Origin of the sequence: Phycicoccus sp. DTK01 (genome assembly GCF_017312765.1) — a bacterium.
GTDB lineage: Bacteria > Actinomycetota > Actinomycetes > Actinomycetales > Dermatophilaceae > Phycicoccus > Phycicoccus jejuensis.
In genome coordinates this window covers 53,800-76,339 of record NZ_BOPU01000009.1, presented here as the reverse complement: position 1 = coordinate 76,339, position 22,540 = coordinate 53,800, and the positions used below count along the sequence as shown (strand labels likewise).

The following is a 22,540-nucleotide window of genomic DNA, read 5'->3' as shown; positions in this document are numbered from 1 at the left end:
GCTCAGATCCAGCTGGGGAACCACATCCGCCAGTGCCAGTGCTCGTACGGGATGGTGTCGGCGACGTACACCGGGTGGAAGAACGCGAAGAGCGCGAGGGTCAGCAGGAGGTAGCCGCCGACGACGAGCACCCGCGTCCGCCAGCGCACGGGGTCGGGGGCGCGCCGCCCCACCCACAGCCCGAGGAGGAAGGTGACGGCGAGCACGACGTAGGGCTCGAAGGCGACCGCGTAGAAGGTGAAGATCGTCCGGTCCTGGAAGAGGAACCACGGCAGGTAGCCCCCGGCCATCCCCGCGGCGATGGCCCCGGCCCGCCAGTCGCGGCGCACGAGCCACCACCAGAGGACGACGAGCAGCGCGAGGATGCCGAGCCACCACACCGAGATCGTCCCGATCGGGTTGATGGCCTGCGAGCACTGGTCGACCGTGCAGCCGTCGACACCGCGGGTCGGGCTCTCGTAGTAGAACGACGTCGGTCGCGTCTGGACCATCCATGACCACGGGTTCGACTGGTACGGGTGGGGGCTGCTCAGCGTGGTGTTGAAGTCGAACTGCTGGCGGTGGTAGTCGACGAGGCTGCGCAGCGCCGGCGGCAGCCACTGCACGCCCTGCCCGGGGTTCGCCTCCGCCCACTGCCGGTTGTAGCCGACACTCGTGACGAACCAGCCGGTCCACGAGACGAGGTAGACCGCCGCCGCCGTCACGACCGTCTGGACCACCGCGAACGGCGCGTCGACGAGCAGCGCGCCCCGGGCCCAGTGCCGCACCCCCGCGGTCCGGCGCGCGCCCATGTCCCACCAGACCGTCATGAGCCCGAACGCGGCGATGAAGAACAGGCCCGAGATCTTCGTGCCGGTGCACAGCCCGAGCGACACCCCGGCGACCCAGCGCCACGGCCGCCAGCCGAGCCACGGGCCGCCACCGCGCGGCCACTCGGCGCGGGCCAGCGCCCCGACCTTCGTCGCGAGCACCTCGCGGCTGCGGTCGCGGTCGACGAGCAGCGCCCCGAACGCGCAGAGGGCGAAGAACATGACGACGATGTCGAGGATGCCGGTGCGCGACATCACGAAGTGCAGGCCCTCGAACGCGAGGAGGAACGCGGCGACGCACCCGAGCGCGGTCGACCCGAACATCCGCCGCGCGACCCGCCCCACGACGAGGATCGACAGCGTCCCGAGCAGCGCGACCGAGAACCGCCAGCCCCAGCCGTTGTCGGCGCCGAGCAGCCACTCGCCGGCCCCGATGACCCACTTGCCGACCGGTGGGTGGACGACGTAGTCGCCCTCGGTCGACGAGAACACGTCCGGGTTGCCCTGCGCGAAGGGCACGTCCGGCTTCTGCAGCGAGCGCAGCGTGTGCATCTCGACGCCGTAGCGGACCATCGACCAGCCCTGCTTGACGTAGTACGTCTCGTCGAAGACGAGGGCCTGGGGCCGGTCGAGCCGCCAGAACCGCAGCAGGCCGCCGACGAGGGCGATGAGCCCCGGGCCGAGCCAGCCCCAGAGGACGTCGGTGGGCCGGTACCCGAGCAGGCGGTGGCGCAGCTCCTCGGTCCGGGTCACCGGCACATCGTAGGTGGGTGGCCTGCGGGTTCCCGGCAGCGTGGGAGACTCGCGGGATGAGCGCCGGCGTCCTCGTCCTCGCGGCCACCCCGATCGGCGACCCCCGCGACGCGGCCCCGCGCCTGCGCGAGGAGCTGGCCACCGCCGACGTCGTCGCCGCCGAGGACACCCGCCGGCTGCGTCGGCTGTGCGCCGGGCTCGACGTCACCCCGGCCGGCCGGGTCCTCTCCTTCCACGAGCACAACGAGTCGGGCCGGGCGGCCGACCTCGTCCCCGAGCTGGTCGCCGGCGCACGCGTCCTCGTCGTCACCGACGCGGGGATGCCGTCCGTCTCCGACCCCGGCTACCGGCTCGTGGCCGCCGCCGTCGAGGCCGGCGTCCGCGTCACGGCCGTCCCGGGCCCCTCGGCCGTCCTCACGGCACTCGCGGTGTCGGGGCTGCCGGTCGACCGCTTCTGCTTCGAGGGGTTCCTGCCCCGCAAGGAGGGCGAGCGCGCCCGCGCCCTCGCCGCGCTCGCCGCCGAGCCGCGCACGATGGTCTTCTTCGAGGCGCCGCACCGCCTCGCCCGCGCCCTGGCGGCGATGGCCGAGGCGTTCGGCGGCGAGCGGCCCGCGGCCGTCTGCCGCGAGCTGACCAAGACCTACGAGGAGGTCCGCCGCGGCGGGCTGGCCGAGCTCGCGGGGTGGGCGGAGGAGCACGCGCGCGGGGAGATCACGGTCGTCGTCGCGGGGGCGAGCGGACCGTCGGCGAGCCTCGAGGACGCCGTGGCCGAGGTCGTCGCCCGCGCCGCCGCCGGTGAGCGGCTCAAGGACGCGTGCGCCGAGGTCGCCTCCGCCACGGGGCTGTCGAAGAAGGTCCTCTACGACGCCGCGGTCGCCGCCCGGCGCATCTGAGGCCGCCGCGGGGCCCGGTCTACCTCGGGGTAACCGGGCGCATCTCACACCGGCCCACCCTCGACACCGCTCGATCCCGTCGGAGGCCGGGGATAGGGTTTCCGTTCGTGGCCACCAAGACATCCTCGCGACCTGCAGCGACGGCCCGGCGCACCACCATCGGCCTGAAGATCCTCATGGCGGGGACCGGCCTGGTGTTCATCGGGTACGTGCTCCTGCACATGTACGGCAACCTCAAGGCGCTCGGCGGTGAGGAGTCGTTCAACACCTACGCCGAGCACCTGCGCACCCTCGGCGAGCCGATGCTCCCGTACGCCGGCCTGCTCTGGGTCATCCGCGTCGTGCTGATCCTCAGCCTCGTCGGCCACGCGTACGCGGCCTTCACGCTGTGGAGCCGGGCCGGCAACGCCCGCCGCACCAAGTACGCGGCCGTCAAGACCGCGATGCGCACCGCGTGGATGCGCTGGGGCGGGGTCTTCCTGCTCCTCTTCCTCGTGTGGCACCTGCTGCAGTTCACGATCCTCAAGTTCTCGGTCAACGGCGACAAGCAGGGCGCCTCGATCCAGAACAACCCCTACGAGCTCGTCGTCGCGAGCTTCCAGGTCCCGTGGAACACGCTCATCTACGTGCTCGCGATGGTGGCGCTCGCCTTCCACCTCTCGCACGGCACGTTCAGCGCGCAGCAGACCCTCGGCTGGACCGCCACCCCGCACGCCTACCGCCGCGCCAAGACCATCGGCCACGTCGTCGCCGCGGTGATCGTCGTCGGGTTCCTGATCCCGCCCCTGTCCATCCTCTTCGGCCTGATCAAGTGAGGCACTGACCGATGACCGAGACCACCGTCAACGCCGGCATCGCCCACGGCCTGTACCGCGAGGGCGAGCCCGTCGCCGACAGCAAGGCCCCCGCCGGCCCCATCGCCGGCAAGTGGCGCCAGCGTCAGTTCGACGCCTCCCTCGTCAACCCGGCCAACCGCCGCAAGCTCGACGTCATCATCGTCGGCACCGGGCTCGCGGGCGGCTCGGCCGCCGCGACCCTCGGCGAGGCCGGCTACAACGTCAAGGTGTTCTGCTTCCAGGACTCCCCGCGCCGGGCGCACTCGATCGCCGCCCAGGGCGGCATCAACGCGGCGAAGAACTACAAGGAGGACGGCGACTCCGTCTTCCGCCTCTTCTACGACACGGTCAAGGGCGGCGACTACCGCTCCCGCGAGACCAACGTCTACCGCCTCGCCGAGGTGAGCGCGAACATCATCGACCAGTGCGTCGCGCAGGGCGTCCCGTTCGCCCGCGAGTACGGCGGCCTCCTCGACAACCGCTCCTTCGGCGGGGTCCAGGTCTCCCGCACGTTCTACGCCCGCGGCCAGACCGGCCAGCAGCTGCTCATCGGCGCCTACCAGGCGCTCGAGCGGCAGGTCGCCGCCGGCACCGTCGAGCAGTTCACCCGCCACGAGATGCTCGAGGTCGTCGTCGTCGACGGCCGCGCGCGCGGCATCATCGTCCGCGACCTCGTCACCGGCGAGATCGAGACCCACCTCGCCGACGCGGTCGTCCTCGGCTCCGGCGGCTACGGCAACGTCTTCTTCCTCTCGACGAACGCGATGGGCAGCAACGTCACCGCCACGTGGCGCGCGCACCGCAAGGGCGCCTACATGGCCAACCCCTGCTACACGCAGATCCACCCGACGTGCATCCCGGTCTCCGGCGAGCACCAGTCGAAGCTGACCCTCATGTCGGAGTCCCTGCGCAACGACGGCCGCATCTGGGTGCCGAAGAACCGCGAGGACTGCGACAAGGACCCGCGCGACATCGCCGAGGAGGACCGCGACTACTACCTGGAGCGGATCTACCCCTCGTTCGGCAACCTCGTCCCGCGCGACATCGCCTCCCGCCAGGCGAAGAACGTCTGCGACGAGGGCCGCGGCGTCGGCCCGGTGGTCGGCGACTTCCGGCGCGGGGTCTACCTCGACTTCGCCGACGCGATCAAGCGCCTCGGCCGGGACGCGGTGGAGTCGAAGTACGGCAACCTCTTCGACATGTACGCCCGGATCACGGGCGAGAACCCGTACGAGACGCCGATGCGCATCTACCCGGCGGTCCACTACGTCATGGGTGGCCTCTGGGTCGACTACGACCTCCAGTCGACGATCCCCGGCCTCTTCGTCATCGGCGAGGCCAACTTCTCCGACCACGGCGCGAACCGCCTCGGTGCCTCGGCCCTCATGCAGGGGCTGGCGGACGGCTACTTCGTCCTGCCGAACACCATCCGCGACTACCTCGCGAAGGGGCCGTTCGACAAGCTGACGCAGGAGCACCCGCAGGTCGCCGAGGCCCGCACCTCGGTCGAGCAGCGCACGAAGCGGCTCCTCGAGATCCGCGGCGAGCGCAGCGTCGACTCCTTCCACCGCGAGCTCGGCAACATCATGTGGGAGTACTGCGGGATGGAGCGGAGCGAGGAGGGCCTGCTCAAGGCCATCGACCTCATCCGCGGCCTGCGCGAGGAGTTCTGGCGCAACGTCCGGGTCCTCGGCGCGGGCGACACGCTCAACCAGAGCCTCGAGAAGGCCGGCCGCGTCGCCGACTTCCTCGAGCTCGGCGAGCTCATGTGCATCGACGCCCTGCACCGGCGCGAGTCGTGCGGCGGCCACTTCCGTGCGGAGAGCCAGACCGAGGACGGCGAGGCCCTGCGCCACGACGACGAGTTCCTCTACGTCGCCGCGTGGGAGTTCGGCGGCGGGGACGCGCTGGGCGAGATGCAGCAGCCGGTCCTGCACAAGGAGGACCTCGTGTACGAAGCGATCGAACTCAAGCAGCGGAGCTACAAGTGATCACCCCACGAAGTTCTACGTTCGTCCCTCACTCCGATACTTCGCGAGGACCCCGATCATGAACCTGACCCTCAAGATCTGGCGCCAGGCCGGGCCCCGGCACACGGGGGAGCTGATGACCTACAAGGTCAGCGACATCAGCCCGGACATGAGCTTCCTCGAGATGCTCGACGTCCTCAACGAGCAGCTCAACGCCAAGGGCGAGGAGCCCATCGCGTTCGACTCCGACTGCCGCGAGGGCATCTGCGGCATGTGCGGGCTCATGATCTCCGGCGAGGCGCACGGCCCCGAGAAGACGACGACCTGCCAGCTGCACATGCGCAGCTTCCGCGACGGCGAGGTCATCACGATCGAGCCGTGGCGGGCCAACGCCTTCCCGGTCATCAAGGACCTCGTCGTCGACCGCGGCGCGTTCGACCGGATCATCCAGGCCGGCGGCTACGTCTCGGTCAACACGGGCGCGGCCCCCGACGCCCACGCGACCCCGGTCCCGAAGCCGGCGGCCGACCGCGCGTTCATGGCGGCCGAGTGCATCGGGTGCGGCGCCTGTGTCGCGGCCTGCCCGAACGCTTCGGCGATGCTCTTCATGGGCGCCAAGGTCACCCACCTCTCCGAGCTGCCCCAGGGGCAGCCGGAGCGGATGGCCCGCGTCGTCTCGATGGTCGACCAGCACGACGAGGAGGGCTTCGGCGGCTGCACCAACGTCGGTGCCTGCTCGCAGGCCTGCCCCAAGGGCATCCCGCAGGACGTCATCTCCACGCTCAACAAGGACCTGCGCGCGGCCCTGCGCGGCTGAGGTCTCCCGGGAGCTCCCGCGGCACGCACGACCTCGTGCGCGCCGCGGGAGCTCCTGCGTGTGCGGGGCGGCGCGTCAGAGCCAGGAGACGTGGGGCTTGACGAGGGCGTACCCGACGAACGCGACGACGTCGAGGATCGTGTGCGCGACGACGAGCGGCATGACGCGCTTGGTCCGCGTGTAGAGCCAGCCGAAGAGCAGGCCCATGACGACGTTGCCGACGAAACCGCCGAAGCCCTGGTACAGGTGGTAGCTGCCGCGGATGACGGCGGAGGTGACGATGACCCGCCAGGTGCCCCAGCCGGCCTGCCCCCACCGGCGGAAGAGGTAGCCGACCATGATCGCCTCCTCGAGCACGGCGTTCTGCGCGGCGGCGAGCACGAGCAGCGGCACGGTGAACCACGCGGCCCCGACGAGGTTGGCGGCGGCCACGGTCGTGTTGAGCCCGACCGCCTTCGCGACGAGGTAGAGCCCGAGACCCGGGATGCCGACGACGGCCGCGAGCGCCGCCCCGCGCCACAGGTCCTGGGCGGGCCGCCGCAGGTCGAACCCCATCGTGTGCGGCTCGTCGGGGTCGTCGCGCCGCAGCAGGTGGAGGGCCAGCAGCACCGGGACGAGCGCGAGGCCGATGCCGACGAGCTGGTAGGTGACGTCGAGCCAGGGCCGGTCGGGGGTGACCGAGGTGTTCATCGCGGCGGTCTGCTGCGAGAGCGCCTCGGGGCGGGTCAGGCGGTCGACGATGCGCAGGAGCGCGTAGATCGCGGAGGACCCGAGGGAGACACCGAGCACCAGCCAGGTCTCGGTGAGGTGGCGGCGCGGCATGCGGGCCAGCGTAGGTCTCCTCCCCGCGCGCGGGCCTGCACGGTCGCTGGGAGGTCGCTGGAGGCCGGCTCCCTGCGAGTTCCCGCAGTTCGTGACGGGCGCCGACCCGCGTGCCGGATACAGTGACGCCGCTCGCCCGCGTGGGGCGGGCCGCCACGACCGCCGTCCCCTCCGACGGCTCGCACCCCGAAGGTTCTTCGCATGTCCTGGATCCGTCCTGCCCGCCGCGCCGCGGCCGGCCTGGCCACCGCCTCCGTCGTCGCGCTCGCCCTCGCGGGCTGCGGCGGCTCCTCCACCGACGCCTCGACGACGGCGGCCTCCGCCGCCGCGAGCTCCTCGGCCCCCACGACCTCGGCGCCCGCCGAGCCGGAGCAGCCCTCGATGGGCGAGCTCTACACCAAGGTCCGCACCGCCTCCCTCGCCGCGAAGTCCGGGCACCTCGACGGCAAGGTCACGCAGGGCGGCGAGACGGTCGCCCTCGAGATCCAGGGGCAGGCCGACGGCTCGAACCAGAAGACGACCATCGGCATCGGCAAGGGCACCGCCGAGATCCTCACCGTCAAGAAGAAGTACTACATGTCGGCCGACAAGGCCTTCTGGACCGAGCAGACAGGCGACGCCTCGGCGGCCAAGCTGCTCGTCGGCAAGTACGTCGCGATCTCCGGCTCCGACGCCAAGCAGTTCGGCGACCTCACGCTGGGCGCGCTGCTGGACCAGATGTTCGAGGAGAGCGAGCTCTCGACCCTCGAGAAGCTGACGAGCGAGGTCGAGACGCGCACCGAGGACGGCAAGGAGGTCTGGGTCGCCTCGGACGGCTCGGGCAGCGAGATCTGGGTGGACCCGAAGACCGAGCGCCTCGTGAAGATCGTCGTCGGCGGCAAGGACGCCGGCGAGCTCACCTTCGACAGCTGGGACGACGTCGACACCTTCTCCGCGCCGCCGGCCTCCAAGGTCGTCACGCCCTGACCTGGCCCTCCGCGTCGGGGTGGGTCAGTGGGCCGCGGCCAGGCCGTAGTAGGCCGGGATGCCCAGGTGGCGCCGCCGGCGGTCCTCACGGGTGCGGCCGAGGGCGGGCAGGACGACGGCGAGGGTGAGCCCGACGACGACGACCCCGAGCACGAGGCTCGTCCAGAGGAGCGTGGTGGCGATGACCGAGAGGCCGGTGAGGGTTCCCATGGTGGTGTCCTTTCCTTCTACGTCTGTAGACGATTCTACTGATGTAGAAGGTGCGGGGGCAAGCCGTTGTTCCCGGGTCCTCGGCGACCGGGTGGCGGGAGGCACAATGACGCCGATGACCCCCACCGCCGCGACGTCCCCGCCCGGTCGCCCCGCCGTGCCGACCGGCCGCCGCGCCGAACTGCTCGCCGCCGCCGTCGACGTCGTCTCCGAGAGCGGTCTGCGCGGTCTCACCCACCGGGCCGTCGACCGCCGGGCGGGTCTGCCGGAGGGCACCTGCTCGGCCTACCTGCGCACCCGGGTGGCCCTCCTCGTCGCCCTCGCCGAGCACGTCGGCGGCACGCTGGAGCGCCGCGTCGAGGAGCTGGGGGAGGAGCTCGCCGACTGCGCGGGGGACGCCGACGCCGTCTCCGCCGCGGTGACCGACCTCACCGTGGGCTGGGTCCGGGAGCCGGCGCTCGTCCGGGCGCAGGCCGAGCTCTCCCTCGAGGCCGCGCGTCAACCCGACCTCGTCGAGGTCTTCGGGCGCTGGCGCCGCGGCCTCCTCGGCACGGTCGAGCGGATGGGGGTCCTCGCCGGCAAGGCGTCCCCCGCCGAGGACGCGGTCGTCGTCGTCGCGGCGGTCGAGGGCCTGCTCGTCACGGCGGTGCGGATGCCCGCCGCGGAGCGCGAGCCGTTCCTGCGCTCGGCCGTCCCCCTCCTCGTGCGGGCGCTGCACGACCGGTGAGCGGAGCGGGGGGAGCGGTGACACGAGGGGAGTGGTCGGTGGTGACGCGGCGCTCGGCGCTCGCGCTCGCCGGGACGGGCGTGCTCGGCGGGTGCGCGGGGCTGCGGCTGGAGCAGCCCACGTCCGCGGCCCCGACCCCGACGCCGCAGGCGCCCCCGCCCACCGAGTCGAAGGTGCTCGCCGACGTGCGCACCTCCGCGCTGTCGGCCGACTCCGCCCGGGTCGTCGGCTCTCTCGGGGCCGGGACGGCGATCGTGCGCGTCGCGCTCGAGGGCGCGGCCGACGGCACCGACCAGCGGCTCGTCCGGGCCGCCCGCGGGCGGGGCGTCGGGGCCGTCCTCACCGTCGACGGGGCGCACTGGCTGGCCGGTGACGAGGAGTGGTGGCGCACCCTGGTCCCGCGCTCCGCGGCAGCGTCCCGCGTCGGGCGCTGGGTGCCGGTCGACGGCGCGCTCGCCGCGAGCGCGGGCGGCGAGACGCTGCGCGCCCTCCTCACCGGGCTGCTCGACGCGCCGGCGGTGGCCCGCCTCGGCGCCAGCACCCGCACCGTCGTGCCGCTCGACCTCGACGGGCGAGCGGTGTGGCGGCTCGGGGAGGCGCGCACCGGGGCCCGGCTCTACGTGGCGGCCGACGGCAGCGCCGAGCTGGTGCGCGCCGTCGTCACCGGCACCGGGGCCGTCGACCTGGCCTTCGGGGCGTGGGGCTCCGCCAGCACGTGGGCCCCGCCGGCCGCGGGGGAGCGCCCCGACCTGCCGACCCCCGAGGTCCCGTCCCGCCCGCCGGCATGAGCGCGACGGGCCTCCCGCGGTCGGCCGCGTCTTGGCCGACCACGTCGTGCGTCACTCCAGCAGCGCCCGGGTCGCCTCGTCGGCGGGGAACATCAGCTCCACGCGCAGCGACTCGAGCGTCACGCTGTGCGGGGTCCCGAACGTCGTGAACATGCTGAGCAGGGCGATCTCGCCGTACCGGCTCGCGTAGCGGCTGACGAGCACCGGAGGGAAGGTCGTCCGCGTGTCGTGCTGCGCCGCGACCTCGGCCACCCGCTCGACGCGCTCGCGCAGCGCGGGGTGCGCGACGGCCTCGTGGCTCAGCTGCCCGAGCAGGGCCGCGGCGGTCTCGGGGAGGTTCGTCACCGCCGCCCCGAGCGGCCCGAGGGCGAGGTCGAGGAGGTTGACGACCGGTCCGTCGCCGGCGCCGTCGGGGCCGGGGAGGTCGACGGGGACGTCGACGGCGTCGAACAGCCACGCGACGCCGGCGTTCGCGGCCAGGACGTCCCACGCCGGCCCGAGCAGGAGCGCCGGCCACGGCTCGTGGCTGCGCAGCAGCCGCGCCACCGCGCGCCGCGCGTCGGCGAGGCCGGCGCCGTCCCACGCACCCTCGTCGTAGGCGGGGGCGTACCCCGCGGCGTGCAGGGCCTGGTTGCGCACGAGCAGGGGCGCGTCCAGCGCACGCAGCCAGCGCAGCAGCAGCTCGCGCCCGGGGCGGGAGCGACCGACCTCGACGAAGGAGAGGTGTCGTTGGCTGACACCGAGCTCGATCGCGAGGTCGAGCTGGCTGATCCGCCGCCGGGCGCGCGCCTGCTTGAGCAGCTGGGGGAGGGTCTGCGCGCCGTCGGTCACGGGACCATCGAAGCCCGTGGAGGTCGTCGGGGCAACGACCTCGCACGTCGTTGTGGGGACGACCCGTCGCCGGTCAGGCTGCGGCCATGGACCTCACGCAGACCCTCCCCGTCGCCGCAGCGTTCGTCGCCGTCGCGACCTTCGTCGTCATCGTGCGCACCGCGGGGGCGCCGCCCACCCGCTGGTGGCTGCCGGCGCTCCCCCTCGTGCTCTTCACCGCGTGGTCGGTGTACGCGGTGATCGCGGAGGGCCCCGGTGGCTTCTGGCCCGAGCACGTCGGCACCGCCTGGGAGGTGCAGATCTGGATGGACCTGCTGCTCATGGCGAGCGCCGCCTGGTGGCTGGCGCAGCCGCGCCTGCGGGAGACCGGCTCCTCCCCGTGGCCCTGGCTGGTGCTCGTGCTCGCGACCGGCTCGATCGGGATCCTGTGCCTGCTGCTCTGGGTCCGGCGCTCCGAGGCGCGGACCCCGGAGCCGGCCGTCCTCGCCGGCCGCGGCTGAACCCGGCTCAGGGACCGGCGTAGGTCGCAGGGCGCCGGGACCGTCGCCACTCGCGGACCCGCAGCCACATCCACACGAGCAGCCAGGCGAGCAGGCCGAGGGCGACGACGACGAAGACCGGCGCGAGGATCGCGACGACCGACAGGCCGATCGACGCGCCGTCCTCGACGGTCGAGACGACCGGGGCGCCGAGCCCGACGGTGGCGCCGTTGACCACCGGGCGGGCGGCCATCTTCCCGGTGTGGACCAGCCCGGCGACGACGACGCCGAGCACGACGCCCACCCACGGGTGGTCGGCCATCCACGTCGACCGGTCGATCTCGGACGCCGCGCTCGTCGCCGAGAAGATCAGCCCGCCCACGCTCGGGCGGATGAAGGTCTGGATCGCGTCGTTGACGGTGTCGACGGCCGGGATCTTGTCGAGGACGACCTCGGCGAGGAGCAGCAGCGAGCCGACGCCGATGGCCCAGCCGCTCGTCATCCACTCGTAGCCCGCGGGCAGGACGATCAGGTCGGTGAAGCGCGCGACGAGGGCGACGACCAGGAAGGGGATGTAGGCATTGAGGCCGGCGGCGGCCGACAGGCCCGTCCCGGTGAGGGCAGCCAGCACGGCGTCCTCCTTCGGCGTGGGGGCGACCGGGGCCACCCGGGTGGGAACAGCGCTGCTCCGACGTCAGGGTAGCCCCGGCGGTTCCGGCGTCCCCGGACCCACCGGGCCCTCCCCGTCGCGCGCTACACCGCAGTACGTGTCGCTGTGACGACACGTCCTGCGGTGTAGCCGGGTGCGGGCTCGGGGCCGGGGAGGCCGGGACCCGCGTCAGTCGCCCTTGACGTTGACGAGCTGCCGCAGCGTGTGCCGGACCCGGACCAGGTCGGCGGCGTCCGCCATCACCGCGTCGATGTCCTTGTACGCCGCGGGGATCTCGTCGAGGAACGCGTCGGTGTCGCGGTACTCGATGCCGGCCATCGCGGCCCGCAGCTCCTCCGGCGTGAACCGACGCCGGGCCGCCGACCGCGAGTACGCCCGTCCCGCGCCGTGCGGCGCGGAGCAGAGCGACATCCGGTCACCGAGCCCCTCGACGACGTACGACCGGGTCCCCATCGACCCCGGGACCAGGCCGGGCTGGCCCTCCCGGGCCTCGATGGCGCCCTTGCGGGTGACCCAGAGCGTCCGGCCCCAGTGCTCCTCCTGCTGGGTGAAGTTGTGGTGGCAGTTGACCCGCTCGTGCTCGACGAGGTCGGTGCCCGTGAACTCCGCCACCTGGCGCAGGACCCGGTCCATCATCTCCTCGCGGTTGAGCAGCGCGTAGTGCTGCGCCCACCGCAGCTCCCGAAGGTAGGACCAGAACTCCGGGGTGTCCTCGACGAGGTACGCGAGGTCCCGGTCGGGCAGCTCGATCCAGAACTTCTCCATGAGGCGCCGGGCGACCGCGATGTGGTGCTGCGCGATCTTGTTGCCGACGCCCCGCGACCCGGAGTGCAGGAAGGCCCAGACCCGGTCCTGCTCGTCGAGGCTGACCTCGATGAAGTGGTTGCCGGAGCCGAGGGAGCCCAGCTGCAGCCGCCAGCGGCCGGCGCGCGCGTCCGGGTCGAACCCGGCCTCGGCGGCGAGCGCCTCGAGCTCGGCGACCCGCGGCTGCGCGGTCGCGACGACCGTGCGGTTCGCGGCGCCGGCCGACAGTGGGACGGCCCGCTCGATGCTCCGCCGCAGCGGCGCGAGGTCGCGGCCCACGAGGTCCACGCGCGTCAGCTGGGTGCGGACGGCGATCATCCCGCAGCCGATGTCGACGCCGACCGCGGCCGGCACGACGGCCCGCTCGGTCGGGATGACCGAGCCCACCGTCGCGCCGAGGCCCAGGTGGGCGTCCGGCATGAGCGCGAGGTGCGGGAAGACGAAGGGCAGGCGCGAGGTGCGCTCGGCCTGCTCGAGGGTCGAGGGCTCGAGCAGCGAGGCCCAGCTGACGAGCCGTGGGGTGATCTTCTCCATCGGTGACGCACCTCCTTGTCCTGTCGTGTGCGTCATGGCGGCCCGGACCGTCCGGGCCGTGGAGGAGCGTGGCAGGCCGATGCCACAGCGCGCCAACGATTTCCGTCGAGCCCCGAGCGGCAGAAACCCGGTGGCCCGGACCCGCCGGACCCTCCCCGTCGCGGGGTACACCGCAGTAGGCGTCGCTGTGGCGACCCTTACTGCGGTGTAGCCGGCCATGAACTCGGTGGCCTGCTCGGCGGCCGCGCGGGAGGATCGCGGCATGGACACCGACCCGGCCGCGCTGCTGCGCGTCTACGACGACCAGCTGCGCACCGACGCCGAGACCCCCGGCGCGGTCTCGGTGGAGCGGCGCGGCCCGCTGCGCCTCGCGACGTTCCCGGGGGGTCGCGGGTTCGTCAGCTACCGCGACCTCGGGGGCGCCGACGCGGCGACCGTGCGTGCCTGGGTCGGCGAGGCGCTCGAGCACTTCCGCGCCGACCCCGCCGTCGTCGACGTCGAGTGGAAGACCCGCGGCCACGACGTCGCGCCCGGGCTGCACGAGGCGCTGCTCGCGCACGGCTTCGTGCCGGGCGAGGTCGAGTCGGTGATGATGGGCCCCGCCGCCGGCCTCGCCGTCGAGGTCCCCCTGCCCGACGGAGTGACGCTGCGCCGGGTGACCGGCGAGGCCGAGGTGCGCCGGATGAGCGCCGCCGCCGACGAGGCCTTCGGCGACCCCGTCTCGACACGGCGGGCCGACGACCTGCTCTTCCGGCTCGCACGCGACCCCGACATGGAGCTGTGGGTGGCCGAGGCCGACGGGCTGGTCGTCAGCTCCGGTCGGCTCGAGCCCGTGCCGGGGACCGAGGTCGCCGGGGTCTGGGGCGGCGCCACGCTCCCCGCGTACCGGGGCCGTGGCATCTACCGGGCGCTGACCGCCGTCCGCGCCCGCTCGGCCCTGCGCCTGGGGAAGACGGTGCTGCACAGCGACTCGACCGAGTACTCGCGGCCGATCCTCGAGCGGTCCGGGCTCGTGCGGGTCACGACGACGACGCCCTACGAGTGGACGCGGTGACACCGGCCCCGCCCGCACGGTGGTCGGCGCGGACGCCGGGGCGCCGACGCCTAGGATTCGGGGCATGAAGGTCCTCTCCGCCGTCGCCTGGCCGTACGCCAACGGGCCCCGTCACCTCGGCCACGTCGCCGGGTTCGGCGTGCCCTCCGACGTGTTCAGCCGGTACATGCGGATGGCCGGGCACGACGTGCTCATGGTCAGCGGCTCCGACGAGCACGGGACGCCGATCCTCGTCCTCGCCGACCAGGCCGGCGTCACGCCGCGGGAGTTCGTCGACCGCAACCACGCGGTCATCGCCGGCGAGCTCGCCGACCTCGGCTGCACCTACGACCTCTACACGCGCACGACGACCGCGAACCACTACGCCGTCGCGCAGGAGCTGTTCCGGCAGAACTGGCTCAACGGGTACATGGTCGAGCGCACCCAGCAGGGCGCGATCTCGCCGTCGACCGGCCGGACCCTGCCCGACCGCTTCATCGAGGGCGAGTGCCCCATCTGCCACTACCCCGACGCGCGCGGGGACCAGTGCGACAACTGCGGCAACCAGCTCGAGCCCGAGGACCTGATCAACCCGCGCAGCAAGATCAACGGCGAGACGCCGGAGTTCGTCGAGACGCAGCACTTCTTCCTCGACCTGCCCGCGCTCGCGGACGCGCTGCGCGAGTGGCTCGAGGGGCGAGACGCGTCGGGCACGTGGCGGCCGAACGTCATCAAGTTCAGCCTCAACATCCTCGACGACATCAAGCCGCGCGCGATGACCCGCGACATCGACTGGGGCATCCCGGTGCCGCTCGACGGCTGGGTCGACAACCCCGCCAAGCGCCTCTACGTCTGGTTCGACGCCGTCATCGGGTACCTGTCGGCCTCGATCGAGTGGGCGCGCCGGCTCGGTGAGCCCGAGCGCTGGCGCGAGTGGTGGAACGACCCCGAGGCCCTGACCTACTACTTCATGGGCAAGGACAACATCACCTTCCACAGCCAGATCTGGCCGGCCGAGCTCCTCGGCTACGCCGGGAAGGGTTCTCGTGGAGGCGAGCCCGGGACGTTCGGCGAGCTCAACCTGCCGACCGAGGTCGTCTCCAGCGAGTACCTGACGATGGAGGGCAAGCAGTTCTCCACCTCGCGCGGCTACACGGTCCTCGTGCGCGACGTCCTCGACCGCTACGGGCCCGACGGCATCCGCTACTTCATCTGCGCGGCCGGCCCGGAGAGCCAGGACTCCAACTTCACCTGGCGCGACTTCGTCCAGCGCAACAACTCCGAGCTCGTCGCCGGATGGGGCAACCTCGTCTCGCGCACCGCGGCGATGGTCGCGAAGAACTTCGGCGAGGTACCGCAGCCCGGCACCCTCGAGCCCGTCGACGAGGAGGTCCGAGCAACGGTTCTCGCCGGGTTCGACTCCGTCGGAGGGCTCCTCGAGCGGCACCGGCAGAAGGCGGCCATCGCCGAGGCCATGCGGGTCGTCGGCGAGGTCAACGCCTACGTGTCGCGCACCGAGCCCTTCAAGCTCAAGGGCGAGGACCAGCGCGAGCGACTGGCCACGGTGCTGCACACGCTCGTCCAGTGCGTCAGCGACCTCAACACGATCCTCGCGCCGTTCCTCCCGCACGCGGCCAACCGTGTCCACGGGGTCCTCGGCGGCGAGGGCGAGCTCGTCCCGATGCCCCGGCTCGAGACGGTCACCGGCCTCGACCCCGAGGACGAGGGCCGCTCGTGGCCGGTCATCACCGGCGACTACTCGGGCTTCCCCCGCTGGGAGTCGCGCCGGGTCGTCGTCGGCACCCCCATCAGCAAGCCGGCCCCGGTGTTCACGAAGCTCGACGAGTCCGTCGTCGACGACGAGCTCTCCCGCGCCGGCGGCTGAGCCCGGATGACGTCGCAGCCGAGCCGTCGGGGCGAGCCCGAGGCGCCGGACCCGCTGCCGATCCCGGTGGTGGACAACCACACCCATCTCGACATCAGCCGGGAGGGCGAGACGGTCGGGGTCGACGACCTGGGGCCGGTCCTGCGGGCCGCGGCGCGCGTCGGCGTCGACCGGGTCGTCCAGGTGGGCTGCGACCCGACCGGCAACGAGTTCGCGGTCGCGGCGGCCGAGGCGCACCCGTCCGTGCTCGCCGGCGTGGCGCTGCACCCCAACGAGGTCCCCGGGCTCGCGGCGCGCGGTGAGCTCGACGCGCAGCTCGCGCGTGTCGAGGAGCTGGCCGGCCGGCCCCGGGTGCGGGTCGTCGGCGAGACCGGCCTGGACTTCTACCGCACCGGCCCCGACGGGCACGCGGTGCAGGAGGAGTCGTTCCGCGCGCACGTCGAGATCGCCAAGCGCACCGGGCTGGCCCTCCAGATCCACGACCGGGACGCCCACGACGACGTGCTCCGCGTCCTCGCCGACGCCGGCGCCCCCGACCGCACGGTCATGCACTGCTTCTCGGGCGGCGTCGAGACCGCCCGCGACTGCGTGAGCCGGGGCTACCACCTCTCCTTCAGCGGCACCGTGACGTTCAAGAGCGCCAAGGAGCTGCGCGACGCGCTCGCCGTCACCCCGCTCGAGCTGCTCCTCGTCGAGACCGACGCGCCGTACCTGACACCGCACCCCTGGCGCGGGGCGAGCAACAGCCCGATGCTCGTGCCGCTCACCGTGCGGGTCATGGCCTCGGTGCTCGGGGTGGCCATGCCGACGCTCTGCGAGGCGCTGTCGGAGAACGCCGAGCGGCTCTACGGCCCCTGGTGACGGCGTACGACCGCGAGTGACACATCCCACAGTGGTGGATGTGGCTCGTGTGACTGGTGTGACGGATCCGGGTCCCCCGAACGGGTCTTCCTGAGAGCCCCCCGTTACCGAAACTTGACCTGTCCGTGGGGCGTCCGTCACGGTGGAGACAGATGGCCGGGGTCGGAACGCCCCGGACGTCGTGTGTCAGGCCAGGATCCGGCAGTGCCGCCGGGGCCCGGGACGGCACACCCGACCCCACCGGTCGGGGCCCGATCGGGTCGACGTCCGGCGCCGGTGCCCGGGACGTTCAACCCTGGAGTCCTCTTGCTCTCTCGCACGATCCGCCATGCCGCCCAGGGCGTGGCCGCCCTCGCCGTCGCCGCAGGCTCGGTCGGGGTCGCCCACCTCGACAAGGCGGTCGCGCTGACCGTCGACGGGTCCCCCCGGTCGGTCCACGTGTTCGGCGGCACCGTCCGCGACGCCCTCGAGAAGAGCGACATCTCGGTCGGTGAGCACGACGTCGTCGTGCCGTCGCTCGACGCCGCCATCTCCGACGGCGACCACATCTCGGTCCGCTACGGGCGCAAGCTCGTCGTGACCGTCGACGGCCAACGCCGCGAGTACTGGACGACGGCCACGACCGTCGACGCCGCGTTGCGCGACGTCGGGGTGCGCGCCGACGGCGCGGTCCTCACCGCGTCCCGCTCGCAGACCCTCGGTCGCGAGGGCCTCGCCCTGGCGGTGACGACGCCGAAGGACGTGACCATCCTCGACGGCGGCAAGCGCCGCACCGTGACGACGACAGCCCCGCAGGTCGCCGCGGTCTTCGGCCAGCTCGGCATCGAGCACGACGCCGACGACACCGTCGACCCGGGGGTCACCACCGCCGTCCGCGACGGGATGACCATCACCCTCACGCGCATCGAGACGAAGACGCAGACCAAGACCGAGTCCGTCTCCTTCAAGACCACCCGGACGAACGACTCCTCGATGGCCGCGGGCACGACGAAGACCGTCACCGCCGGCAAGGCCGGCTCGAAGAAGGTCACCCGCGAGCTGCGCTACGTCAACGGCAAGCTGAGCGGGACGAAGGTCGTCAAGACCGTCGTCACCAAGAAGCCCGTCGCCGCCGTCGTCAAGGTCGGCACGAAGAAGGCCGCCGTCTCCTCGTCGTCGTCGTCCTCCTCGTCCGCCCCGCGCAGCGCCGGCAACACCTCGGGCGCCGGGATCAACCTCGCCAACGCGGCGATGTGGGACCGCATCGCCCAGTGCGAGTCCAGCGGCAACTGGTCGATCAACACCGGCAACGGCTACTACGGCGGCCTGCAGTTCGCCACCGCGTCGTGGCTGGCCTACGGCGGCGACGACTTCGCCCCGCGCGCCGACCTCGCGAGCCGCGCCGAGCAGATCACGGTCGCCAACCGCTACTACGCCAAGGCCGGGCTCTCGCCCTGGGGCTGCGCGCACGCGGCCTGACACCGCACCGTGGCGCCCCCGCCGGCGCCGCGGACCGTCCGAGGACCCCGGGTCGAGCGACCCGGGGTCCTCGCGCGTCCGGGACCGCGGCGGACGTCGCGCCGCGCCGTGGCTAGGGTGACCGCGTGAGCGAGCCCGAGAACGCCCCCGACGCCGCCCTCCTCGGGGCCGCTGACGTCCGGGAGGTCGCCGCGCGCCTCGGCATCCGGCCGACGAAGCAGTGGGGGCAGAACTTCGTCGTCGACGGCAACACCGTGCGCCGCATCGTCCGGGTCTCGGGCGTCGGCCCCGACGACGTGGTCGTCGAGGTCGGGCCGGGCCTCGGCAGCCTGACCCTCGCCCTCCTCCCCGTCGTCCGGCGGGTCGTGGCCGTCGAGGTCGACCCGACCCTGGCCGGCGCCCTGCCCGCCACCGTCGCGGCGCGGGCGCCCGGTCTCGCGGACCGGCTCGAGGTGGTCCCCGCGGACGCCCTCGCCGTCACCGACCTGCCCGGGCCGCCGCCCACCGCGCTCGTCGCGAACCTGCCCTACAACGTCTCCGTGCCCGTCGTGCTGCGGATGCTCGAGCTGTTCCCCTCGCTGCGGACGGTCCTCGTCATGGTGCAGCTCGAGGTCGCCGAGCGACTGGCCGCCCCGCCCGGCTCCCGCACCTACGGCGTGCCGAGCGTCAAGGCCGCCTGGTACGCCGACGTCCGCCTGGCCGGTCAGGTGCCACGCAGCGTCTTCTGGCCCGTGCCCAACGTCGACAGCGGGCTCGTCGCGTTCACGCGGCGCCCGGCGCCGGAGACGACCGCGACCCGCCCGGAGGTGTTCGCCGTCGTCGACGCCGCGTTCGCCCAGCGGCGCAAGACCCTGCGCGCCGCGCTCGCCGGGTGGGCGGGGTCGCCCGCCGCCGCCGAGGAGGCCCTCGTCGCCGCGGGCGTCGACCCGCGCACCCGCGGCGAGCAGCTCGACGTCGCGGCCTTCGCGCGGATCGCGGCCGCCCGCACCGCGTCGCGCGCCGTCGAGGGCTGAGCCTGCGCCGCGCACTGCGCGCGGCGCACGCCCCGGCTCTGACTAGGGTGAAGCCATGACCTCGGCCCCCACCGCGCCCGGCGCCGTCACCGTGCGCGTCCCGGCCAAGGTCAACCTCGAGCTCCTCGTGGGTCCCGTCCGCGACGACGGCTACCACGACCTCTCCACCGTCTACCAGGCCGTCAGCCTCTACGACGAGGTCACCGTCGCGCCGGCCGACGCGTGGGGCGTGTCGGTCTCGGGCGCGCTCGCCGACGGCGTGCCGACCGACGGCGACAACCTCGCGCTGCGCGCCGCACGCTTCCTCGCCCGCCGCTGCGACGCCGACCCGGTGCACGTGAGCATCCGCAAGGGCATCCCCGTCGCCGGGGGGATGGCCGGTGGGTCCGCCGACGCGGCCGCGACGCTCGTCGCCCTCGACCAGCTGTGGGAGCTCGACCTCGAGCGCGACGAGCTCGAGGCCGTCGCCGCCCAGCTCGGCAGCGACGTCCCGTTCCTCGTCGCCGGCGGCACCGCGATGGGCAGCGGCCGCGGGGAGCTCCTCGCGCCGGTGCTGGCCCGCGGCACCTACCACTGGGTCCTCGCGCTCGCCGACGGCGGTCTCTCGACCCCGGCCGTCTACGCCGAGTGCGACCGGCTGCGCGCCGGCTCGGACGTCCCGGCCCCGGTCGCGACCCCGGCGCTCATGGCGGCGCTGCGCACCGGCGACCCGCACGAGCTCGCGCCCCAGCTGACCAACGACCTCCAGGACGCCGCCGTCAGCCTGCGTCCGGACCTCGGTGAGGTGCTCGCGGCCGGGATGGAGTACGGCGCGCTCGGCGGCATCGTCTCCGGCTCCGGCCCGACCATCGCCTTCCTCGTCGACGGCTCCGAGGCCGGCATCGACCTCGCCGTGGCGCTCACGGCGAGCGGGGTCGTCCGTGACGTGCGGCGGGCCACCGGCCCGGTGCACGGCGCCCAGGTCCTCCACCACCGGGTCGACTAGTGGCGAGCCTCGTCTCCGTCGAGCGCGCCTCCCTCGCCCTCGGCACGACCCAGGTGCTCGACGCCCTCTCCCTCGGCGTCGCCGGTGGCGACCGGATCGGCGTCGTCGGCCGCAACGGCGGCGGCAAGACGACCCTGCTGCGCGTCCTCTCCGGCGACCGCGAGCCCGACGACGGCCGCGTCGCGCGGGTCGGCGGGCTGCGGACCGGGGTCCTCACCCAGGCCGACACCCTCGACCCCGCCTCGACCGTCCGGGAGTCCGTCCTCTCGGGGATGGCCGAGCACGAGTGGGCCGCCGACGCCCGGGTCCGCGACGTCCTCGTCGGGCTGCTCGGCGGCCTCGACGCGCCCCTCGTCGGCGGTCTCGACGGCCCGGTCGCCCCGCTGTCCGGCGGCGAGCGACGCCGGATCGCCCTCGCGGCGCTCCTCGTCGCCGCGCCGGACCTGCTGCTCCTCGACGAGCCGACCAACCACCTCGACGTCGAGGGCGTCGCCTGGCTGGCCGCGCACCTCGTCGAGCGCTTCGCGGGGCCCTCGCGCGGCCTCGTCGTCATCACGCACGACCGCTGGTTCCTCGACGCGGTGGCGACCCGGACGTGGGAGGTGCAGGACGGCGCCGTGCACCAGTACGAGGGCGGGTACGCCGCCTACGTGCTCGCCCGGGCCGAGCGCGAGCGGATGGCCGGCGTCATCGCCGACCGGCGTGACAACCTGCTGCGCAAGGAGCTCGCGTGGCTGCGCCGGGGCCCGCCCGCGCGCACGAGCAAGCCGAAGTTCCGCATCGACGCCGCGAACGCGCTCATCGCCGACGAGCCGCCGGCGCGCGACGACGTCGAGCTGATGCGCTTCGCGACGACGCGCCTCGGCAAGGACGTCGTCGACCTGCTCGACGCGCGCCTCACCGTCGGCGACCGCGTCCTGCTCGACCGCTTCACGTGGCGGCTCGGGCCGGGCGACCGCGTGGGCCTCGTCGGGGTCAACGGCGCCGGCAAGTCGACGCTCCTGCGGGCCCTCGCGGGCGAGGCGGAGCTCGCGGCGGGCAAGCGCAAGGTCGGTGTCACCGTGCGGCTGGCGCACCTCACCCAGGAGGTCCGCGAGCTCGACGCGTGGGCGGACCGCCGCGTCATCGAGGCGGTCGAGGACGTCCGTGCCGTCGTGCGCCTCGGCCCCAAGGAGCTGACGGCCTCGCAGCTCGCGCAGCGCCTCGGCTTCACCGGTCCCAAGCAGCAGACGCGCGTCGGCGACCTCAGCGGCGGCGAGCGCCGTCGCCTCCAGCTGACCCGCCTGCTCATGGACGAGCCGAACGTCCTCCTCCTCGACGAGCCGACGAACGACCTCGACATCGACACGCTCACCTCGCTCGAGGACCTGCTCGACGGCTGGGCCGGCACGCTCGTCGTCGTCTCGCACGACCGGTACCTCCTCGAGCGGGTCTGCGACCGGCAGCTCGCGCTGCTCGGCGACGGTGTCCTGCGCGACCTGCCCGGCGGCGTCGAGGAGTACCTGCGCCTGCGGCACGCCCTCGTCGAGAGCGGTGGCGGGGTGCGCGAGGTGCCCGGTGGTGGGGCGTCCGCTCCCGCCGCGGCGGCCGCCCCCGGCCCGAACCCGGCCGAGGTGCGCGAGGCGCGCAAGGTGATGGCGCGCGTCGAGAAGCAGCTGCAGCGCCTCGCGACGCGCGAGGAGCGCCTGCACGCGGCGATGGCCGAGGCCGCGACCGACCACGGGCGCGTCCTCGAGCTCAACCGCGAGCTGCGCGAGGTCGTCGACGAGCGCGAGGTCCTCGAGCTCGAGTGGCTCGAGGCCGCCGACGTCGTCGGCTGACGCCGGGGCTCAGCGCGGCCGGCGCAGCTCGGCGAGCATGAGGTCGCACCACTCGAGGGCCGCGCGGCGGGTCAGACGCCCGCCCTCGAGCGTCAGCCGGCTGGCGAAGGCGGGGGAGTCGGGCTCGAGCGCGGCGGGGTCGCCCGCGAGCGAGGCGAGGTCGGCCTCGTAGGCGGCGAGACGTTCGGCGTGCCCGGCGCGCACCCGCTCGACGAGCCCGGCGGCGGCCTCGGGCTCGACGGCCCAGAGCGACCACAGGCGCAGCACCTCGAGGTCGCGCACCGGCTGGGGCGCGAGGTCGGCGACCACCCAGGTGCGCAGTGCGTCCAGCCCCGCCGCGGTCGGGCGGTAGCGCTTGGTGGGCAGCGGCCCGCGCCCCGGGACCTCGTCGTGCTCGACGAGACCGTCGTCCTCGAGCCGGGCGAGCTCCGGGTAGACCTGGCTGTGGCCGGCGGTCCAGAAGAAGCCGACGGGACGCTGCATCCGCCGCGCGAGCTCGTAGCCGGTCGACGGACGCCGGGCGAGCAGCCCGAGGAGGGCGTGGCCGAGGTCCGAGGGCATGGACGCAGGCTAGCC

General features: G+C 73.7%; 22 protein-coding genes. 15 read left to right on the top strand and 7 right to left on the bottom strand.

Features of this window, described 5'->3' with window-relative positions; translation table 11 throughout:
• Positions 1 to 2 precede the first annotated feature (2 nt).
• Positions 3 to 1,562, bottom strand: coding sequence for a dolichyl-phosphate-mannose--protein mannosyltransferase (locus J3473_RS16405; RefSeq protein WP_207024969.1), 1,560 nt, complete (start codon positions 1,560 to 1,562; stop codon positions 3 to 5).
• A 56-nt stretch (positions 1,563 to 1,618) separates the two neighbouring features.
• Between J3473_RS16405 and rsmI the strand changes: the two genes are divergently transcribed.
• From rsmI to J3473_RS16385, 4 genes are all read left to right on the top strand, one after another.
• The gene (rsmI, locus tag J3473_RS16400; protein ID WP_207024968.1) at positions 1,619 to 2,455 is read left to right on the top strand and encodes a 16S rRNA (cytidine(1402)-2'-O)-methyltransferase; all 837 of its coding nucleotides are present in this window, start codon (positions 1,619 to 1,621) and stop codon (positions 2,453 to 2,455) included.
• Positions 2,456 to 2,562: 107 nt separating this feature from the next.
• The gene (locus J3473_RS16395) at positions 2,563 to 3,270 is read left to right on the top strand and encodes a succinate dehydrogenase cytochrome b subunit (RefSeq protein WP_030528934.1); all 708 of its coding nucleotides are present in this window, start codon (positions 2,563 to 2,565) and stop codon (positions 3,268 to 3,270) included.
• 11 nt (positions 3,271 to 3,281) lie between these two features.
• Complete coding sequence (locus J3473_RS16390; RefSeq protein WP_207024967.1) at positions 3,282 to 5,282, top strand: fumarate reductase/succinate dehydrogenase flavoprotein subunit; 2,001 nt, start codon at positions 3,282 to 3,284, stop codon at positions 5,280 to 5,282.
• Between the two features lie 58 nt (positions 5,283 to 5,340).
• Positions 5,341 to 6,078, top strand: a complete 738-nt coding sequence (locus tag J3473_RS16385; protein WP_030528932.1) for a succinate dehydrogenase/fumarate reductase iron-sulfur subunit — start codon at positions 5,341 to 5,343, stop codon at positions 6,076 to 6,078.
• A 75-nt stretch (positions 6,079 to 6,153) separates the two neighbouring features.
• Here J3473_RS16385 and J3473_RS16380 read toward each other — a convergent pair whose 3' ends face one another.
• Complete coding sequence (locus J3473_RS16380; protein ID WP_207024966.1) at positions 6,154 to 6,900, bottom strand: CPBP family intramembrane glutamic endopeptidase; 747 nt, start codon at positions 6,898 to 6,900, stop codon at positions 6,154 to 6,156.
• Between the two features lie 201 nt (positions 6,901 to 7,101).
• On the opposite strand from J3473_RS16380, the gene J3473_RS16375 reads away from it, so the two are divergent.
• Entirely contained in the window at positions 7,102 to 7,866 is a 765-nt protein-coding gene (locus tag J3473_RS16375; RefSeq protein WP_207024965.1) for a hypothetical protein, read from the top strand.
• A 24-nt stretch (positions 7,867 to 7,890) separates the two neighbouring features.
• On the opposite strand, the gene J3473_RS16370 is transcribed toward J3473_RS16375, so the two are convergent.
• Positions 7,891 to 8,076, bottom strand: a complete 186-nt coding sequence (locus J3473_RS16370; RefSeq protein ID WP_030528930.1) for a hypothetical protein — start codon at positions 8,074 to 8,076, stop codon at positions 7,891 to 7,893.
• Between the two features lie 115 nt (positions 8,077 to 8,191).
• Here J3473_RS16370 and J3473_RS16365 point away from each other — a divergent pair, with 115 nt between their 5' ends.
• Positions 8,192 to 8,803, top strand: coding sequence for a TetR/AcrR family transcriptional regulator (locus J3473_RS16365; protein WP_207024964.1), 612 nt, complete (start codon positions 8,192 to 8,194; stop codon positions 8,801 to 8,803).
• 38 nt (positions 8,804 to 8,841) lie between these two features.
• The gene (locus tag J3473_RS16360; protein WP_207024963.1) at positions 8,842 to 9,591 is read left to right on the top strand and encodes a hypothetical protein; all 750 of its coding nucleotides are present in this window, start codon (positions 8,842 to 8,844) and stop codon (positions 9,589 to 9,591) included.
• A gap of 51 nt (positions 9,592 to 9,642) precedes the next feature.
• Here the strand turns inward: J3473_RS16360 and J3473_RS16355 are convergent, their stop codons facing one another.
• Complete coding sequence (locus J3473_RS16355) at positions 9,643 to 10,422, bottom strand: helix-turn-helix domain-containing protein (protein WP_207024962.1); 780 nt, start codon at positions 10,420 to 10,422, stop codon at positions 9,643 to 9,645.
• Between the two features lie 86 nt (positions 10,423 to 10,508).
• Between J3473_RS16355 and J3473_RS16350 the strand changes: the two genes are divergently transcribed.
• Complete coding sequence (locus tag J3473_RS16350; protein ID WP_207024961.1) at positions 10,509 to 10,922, top strand: hypothetical protein; 414 nt, start codon at positions 10,509 to 10,511, stop codon at positions 10,920 to 10,922.
• A 7-nt stretch (positions 10,923 to 10,929) separates the two neighbouring features.
• Here J3473_RS16350 and J3473_RS16345 read toward each other — a convergent pair whose 3' ends face one another.
• Both J3473_RS16345 and J3473_RS16340 read right to left on the bottom strand, forming a co-directional pair.
• Complete coding sequence (locus J3473_RS16345) at positions 10,930 to 11,532, bottom strand: DUF4126 domain-containing protein (protein ID WP_207024960.1); 603 nt, start codon at positions 11,530 to 11,532, stop codon at positions 10,930 to 10,932.
• 207 nt (positions 11,533 to 11,739) lie between these two features.
• Positions 11,740 to 12,909, bottom strand: a complete 1,170-nt coding sequence (locus tag J3473_RS16340; RefSeq protein ID WP_207024959.1) for an RtcB family protein — start codon at positions 12,907 to 12,909, stop codon at positions 11,740 to 11,742.
• 262 nt (positions 12,910 to 13,171) lie between these two features.
• Between J3473_RS16340 and J3473_RS16335 the strand changes: the two genes are divergently transcribed.
• The 7 genes from J3473_RS16335 (at position 13,172) to J3473_RS16305 (ending at position 21,964) form a co-directional block, all read left to right on the top strand.
• Complete coding sequence (locus J3473_RS16335) at positions 13,172 to 13,963, top strand: GNAT family N-acetyltransferase (protein WP_207024958.1); 792 nt, start codon at positions 13,172 to 13,174, stop codon at positions 13,961 to 13,963.
• Between the two features lie 64 nt (positions 13,964 to 14,027).
• Positions 14,028 to 15,827 carry a methionine--tRNA ligase gene (metG, locus tag J3473_RS16330; RefSeq protein WP_207024957.1) on the top strand — a complete coding sequence of 600 codons (1,800 nt, stop codon included), beginning with the start codon at positions 14,028 to 14,030 and terminating at the stop codon, positions 15,825 to 15,827.
• A gap of 6 nt (positions 15,828 to 15,833) precedes the next feature.
• Positions 15,834 to 16,688 (top strand): TatD family hydrolase, encoded by an 855-nt coding sequence (locus J3473_RS16325; protein WP_207024956.1) that lies wholly within the window; start codon positions 15,834 to 15,836, stop codon positions 16,686 to 16,688.
• 306 nt (positions 16,689 to 16,994) lie between these two features.
• Complete coding sequence (locus J3473_RS19680) at positions 16,995 to 18,146, top strand: resuscitation-promoting factor (protein WP_207024955.1); 1,152 nt, start codon at positions 16,995 to 16,997, stop codon at positions 18,144 to 18,146.
• 125 nt (positions 18,147 to 18,271) lie between these two features.
• A complete protein-coding gene (gene rsmA, locus J3473_RS16315; protein WP_207024954.1) occupies positions 18,272 to 19,159 on the top strand; it encodes a 16S rRNA (adenine(1518)-N(6)/adenine(1519)-N(6))-dimethyltransferase RsmA in 888 nt (295 codons plus the stop codon).
• Between the two features lie 55 nt (positions 19,160 to 19,214).
• Positions 19,215 to 20,144, top strand: coding sequence for a 4-(cytidine 5'-diphospho)-2-C-methyl-D-erythritol kinase (locus tag J3473_RS16310; protein WP_030528920.1), 930 nt, complete (start codon positions 19,215 to 19,217; stop codon positions 20,142 to 20,144).
• Positions 20,144 to 21,964: an ABC-F family ATP-binding cassette domain-containing protein gene (locus J3473_RS16305; RefSeq protein WP_207024953.1), complete on the top strand. Its 1,821-nt coding sequence runs from the start codon at positions 20,144 to 20,146 to the stop codon at positions 21,962 to 21,964. Before J3473_RS16310 ends, J3473_RS16305 begins: the two co-directional genes overlap by 1 nt.
• A gap of 9 nt (positions 21,965 to 21,973) precedes the next feature.
• On the opposite strand, the gene J3473_RS16300 is transcribed toward J3473_RS16305, so the two are convergent.
• A complete protein-coding gene (locus J3473_RS16300) occupies positions 21,974 to 22,525 on the bottom strand; it encodes a PadR family transcriptional regulator (RefSeq protein ID WP_207024952.1) in 552 nt (183 codons plus the stop codon).
• Positions 22,526 to 22,540 lie beyond the last annotated feature (15 nt).

Coding starts and splice junctions, on each gene's coding strand:
- rsmI (WP_207024968.1), top strand. CDS start 1,619: ATGAGCGCCGGCGTCCTCGTCCTCGCGGCCACCCCGATCGGCGACCCC.
- J3473_RS16390 (WP_207024967.1), top strand. CDS start 3,282: ATGACCGAGACCACCGTCAACGCCGGCATCGCCCACGGCCTGTACCGC.
- J3473_RS16385 (WP_030528932.1), top strand. CDS start 5,341: ATGAACCTGACCCTCAAGATCTGGCGCCAGGCCGGGCCCCGGCACACG.
- J3473_RS16380 (WP_207024966.1), bottom strand. CDS start 6,900: ATGCCGCGCCGCCACCTCACCGAGACCTGGCTGGTGCTCGGTGTCTCC.
- J3473_RS16375 (WP_207024965.1), top strand. CDS start 7,102: ATGTCCTGGATCCGTCCTGCCCGCCGCGCCGCGGCCGGCCTGGCCACC.
- J3473_RS16370 (WP_030528930.1), bottom strand. CDS start 8,076: ATGGGAACCCTCACCGGCCTCTCGGTCATCGCCACCACGCTCCTCTGG.
- J3473_RS16365 (WP_207024964.1), top strand. CDS start 8,192: ATGACCCCCACCGCCGCGACGTCCCCGCCCGGTCGCCCCGCCGTGCCG.
- J3473_RS16350 (WP_207024961.1), top strand. CDS start 10,509: ATGGACCTCACGCAGACCCTCCCCGTCGCCGCAGCGTTCGTCGCCGTC.
- J3473_RS16340 (WP_207024959.1), bottom strand. CDS start 12,909: ATGGAGAAGATCACCCCACGGCTCGTCAGCTGGGCCTCGCTGCTCGAG.
- J3473_RS16335 (WP_207024958.1), top strand. CDS start 13,172: ATGGACACCGACCCGGCCGCGCTGCTGCGCGTCTACGACGACCAGCTG.
- metG (WP_207024957.1), top strand. CDS start 14,028: ATGAAGGTCCTCTCCGCCGTCGCCTGGCCGTACGCCAACGGGCCCCGT.
- J3473_RS16325 (WP_207024956.1), top strand. CDS start 15,834: ATGACGTCGCAGCCGAGCCGTCGGGGCGAGCCCGAGGCGCCGGACCCG.
- J3473_RS16310 (WP_030528920.1), top strand. CDS start 19,215: ATGACCTCGGCCCCCACCGCGCCCGGCGCCGTCACCGTGCGCGTCCCG.
- J3473_RS16300 (WP_207024952.1), bottom strand. CDS start 22,525: ATGCCCTCGGACCTCGGCCACGCCCTCCTCGGGCTGCTCGCCCGGCGT.